At 54.3% G+C, this 3,647-nt stretch carries 2 protein-coding genes; both read left to right on the forward strand.

Annotated elements, in window-relative coordinates; genetic code table 11:
- The first annotated feature begins 428 nt into the window (after positions 1-428).
- Positions 429-2,891, forward strand: coding sequence for a TonB-dependent receptor (locus B4F73_RS12295; protein ID WP_081812994.1), 2,463 nt, complete (start codon positions 429-431; stop codon positions 2,889-2,891).
- A 92-nt stretch (positions 2,892-2,983) separates the two neighbouring features.
- Positions 2,984-3,647: SDR family NAD(P)-dependent oxidoreductase (locus B4F73_RS12300; protein WP_290483406.1), on the forward strand; the 664-nt coding region annotated here is incomplete at its 3' end.

Raw genomic sequence — 3,647 nt, forward strand, 5'->3', positions numbered from 1 at the left:
ATGCGCTGGGCAAGCGCAGATATGATCACTTCGTGCAGCAGGTGGCGAGGCGGATGGTCAGGTTGAAAGAACCAGGATCCGTAGTCTCCGACGACTGATGTTAGGCTAAGAGAAAGATGCTCATACCGGTCGTTTATCGACAGGTATTGGCCTGGCCGGTATCAGTGACTGCAACAGTCCCAGCCTTGCCTTGGTTCCGCCTAGACTGTCCCAGACTCCGATTGTTCATCGGTAAGTACAAGGATAGTCTCCCCTATTTTTAACCGTTAAGGCTCTCTCGTATCGCGGAATGACGATCTGTTGGCGTGAACTGGTATGACTCTAACAGAGCGATCTTTCACCAGATTTCATAATCTACTTTCGCGTCCTTATGCATCATAGCGTGGAACGGAAACACGGAGAACAAAAGGGCTCTTGGGAGGATAAATATGAACCAGAAGTTTAGATTCAATTTAAGCGGCGCAGCAATTTTGCCGATCGCCATTGCCCTTGCCGCGCCAGCCTATGGGCAAGTGGCAGATGTCCCTGCCGAAACAGAAGCGGAGCGGGAAGCAAGACTGACAACAGTGACTGTTACGGCACGTAAACGGGACGAGACGCTGATCAATGCTCCAGTGGCCGTGACCGCCGTTTCCGGAGCAGAGCTGGAAGCGCAAGGGGTCACGAACCTTGAGCAGATTTCCGCGCGCGTGCCGGGCCTGCAGGTCGGTCGGGGAGCGCAAACCTCGAACATCTTTATCCGAGGTGTCGGATCCGGAATCAACAAGGGGTTCGAGCAATCGGTTGGCCTTTATGTGGATGGCGTTTATCAGCCGCGCAGCCGCCAATTCTCACAGTCCCAGTTCGACCTGCAGCAAGTCGAGGTTCTGCGTGGGCCCCAGGGCGTTCTATTCGGTAAGAACACGGTTGCTGGCGCGATCAAGCTTGAAACGGCCTCGCCAGAAGTCGGGGAAGAACTCAATGGTTGGGTCGGTGTCGCCTGGGAACCAGAATTCAATACGCAAAGCTACTCGGGCGTCTTTTCCGCGGGCTTGGCGGATAATTTGGCAGGCCGGTTGGCAATTCGTTATACGACGACTGACGGATATGTTGAGAACCGTGTCTTTGATCGCGACGAAGCCGAGCGCGAAGACATGTTCGCCCGGGCGACGCTCGCCTGGCAACCAACGGAGAGTTTAAACGTTGAGACGAAACTGAGCTATCTTGAAATGGACGGGGTCGGTAAGGAGCTTACCATTAATGCGATTGATGATCGCCTGCCGACGCCTAGCACGATAGCGCTCTCACAAATGCTTCATCCAGACTTTGGAGTTTCTACTGGAGATACCGCTTATGTCAGCTTCAACGGCAATCCCGCATTCCGTGTCGGCGACCCTCCAATCTCCGACACGGAGACAACTGAATCATTGAGCGGATCTGTGAAGGCAGAATGGGAGTTCGATAACTTTACCCTCACTTCGATTACTGGCTACTCCTCTTTCGATTTCGCTCAACATCACGATGTGGATTTTCTGCCTGTCAGCTTCATTCACAATCTTGATGAAGAAGAACTGGACATGTTTAGCCAGGAACTTCGCATTGCCACAGACTGGGATGGGCGCATAAATTTCTTGGGCGGGCTGTATTATGAAAACCAGGATGCTTATATTGAAGAGACAACGGCGTTCAATGGCACATTTGGCGTTTTGCCAACATCGATTTTGCCCGGCGGTATTGTTAACGTTGCTCAACGCACTTTCTTCGATCAACAAGCCGAAACGATTGCGCTTTTTGGCGAGCTTGGCATTGACCTGACCGACAGCGTCACACTTGAACTAGGTTTGCGTTACTCCGAAGATGAGAAGAGCATCGATAAGAGTGTTGTTGTTGGAGCCGGCACACCCCGAGACTTCGTTGGCCTTGTCACACCCGCAGACACGATCGGGTCTGCCGATCTAACCGAATATCTAACCGCCGCCGCTACTGTTGGGGGTGCAGATGGATTGAACTCTGCAACGACTTTTGCCGCATTGCTCAACCGCTTTGCTGCTGACCTCAACGATACGCGAACAGAAGATCATCTTGATCCATCTGTAAAACTGCGCTGGCAGTATGCTGACAACGGGTCGGCCTATATTTCCTATTCCACTGGCTATAAATCTGGTGGTTACAATTTCAGTCCTGACACGGCGGAACCGGATGGGAGCCCGCGTCCGGGTCATGAATTTGAGGATGAGAAAGTCACGGCTTGGGAAGCTGGTATCAAGCACCAGTTCATGGGTGACCGTGCTCGCATCGGGGCAATCATTTTCCGAAGCGAGTTAGAAGACCTGCAGGTAACCTCGTGGAGTGGGACAAGCTTCGTGGTTGGGAACGCGGCTGAACTTCAAGTGCAGGGGCTGGAACTTGATGGCCAGTTCCTTCTCAGCGACGAAATCGAGATTGGCGGTGCGTTCGCCTATCTCGATCACGAATTCCAGTCCTTCCCAGGGGCAGGGTGTTCAGTGATCGAAACGGGCTTGGGCACATGCCCGGATTCTGCAGGTGTGGGTACCAAGGACCTTGCCGGCGAACGCGGGGCCTTTGCGCCCGAGTTCAGTGGTAACGTCTATCTCGCCTTCAATCGCAGTTTCGAGAATTTCGATCTGAATGCCCGGATTGGAGCCAACTTCAAGGACGAGATGTTCCTGGATGGCGACCTCGACCCGAACGCGTTTCAGGAAGGATATACGAAATTCGATGCTCATGTCGGGGTGGAGTTTGGCCGCTACGAATTCCGTGTATTCGGTCGCAACCTAACCGATGAAGCCACCTATACCGCCTCGGTCGACGCGCCACTCAGCCCGGGCGTGTATGTTGGCTGGATCGAAGAGCCGCGCGTGATTGGTGCCGAAGGCCGTATAAATTTCTGATCGTCTTGTAGCAGCCTCCTTTCCATCGAAGGGAGGCTGCTCCAGACTTGAGCAGTTGAAAGCTGACAATAGCAGGTCAGGAGCTTGCGAACATGAAACTCGATGGAAAAGTCGCTGTGGTTACAGGTGGTGCCTCTGGACTAGGCGCTGCTGCGGCGCGCAGTTTTGTTGAGCAGGGCGCACGCGTCGCGCTCTTCGATCTGAGCGAAGTCGCAGGAAACGCGCTCTGTGGCGAACTTGGAAACAAGGTCTGCCAGTTCTTCAAGGTCGATGTGACCGATGATCAATCGGTTGCGGATGCGGTGACAAATACCGTCGAGAAATTCGGGGCCATTCAGATTGCTGTCAACGCGGCAGGCATTCCGGCACCGACCAAAATTCTCGACCGGGACGGCAACCCTTGTCAGCTCGACAAGTTCACCAAGGTGATCATGGTCAACCTCGTCGGCACGTTCAACGTCATGAGTAAATGCGTCGCCGTCATGGCGAGGAACGCACCAGACGATCTGGGCGAGCGGGGAGTCGTTATCAATGTGTCATCCGGTGCCGCCTATGAAGGGCAAATAGGTCAGGCCGGCTATTCAGCGTCCAAGGCGGGTGTGATCGGTATGAACATGCCGGCGGCGCGGGAACTCGGAGCCGTCGGCGTCCGTGTCAACGCGATCGCACCGGGGCTGTTTTTGACACAGATGGTGAAGAGTCTGGGTGAGAAGGTGGTCGTTTCACTGGTCGACACTGTCGAGGCGCCACGCCGCG

This window comes from Hyphomonas sp. UBA3601 (assembly GCF_002375605.1).
In the GTDB taxonomy this organism is placed as follows: domain Bacteria; phylum Pseudomonadota; class Alphaproteobacteria; order Caulobacterales; family Hyphomonadaceae; genus Hyphomonas.

Excerpts from the sequence above, each read along its gene's own strand:
- B4F73_RS12295 (WP_081812994.1), top strand. The coding sequence starts at position 429 with ATGAACCAGAAGTTTAGATTCAATTTAAGCGGCGCAGCAATTTTGCCG.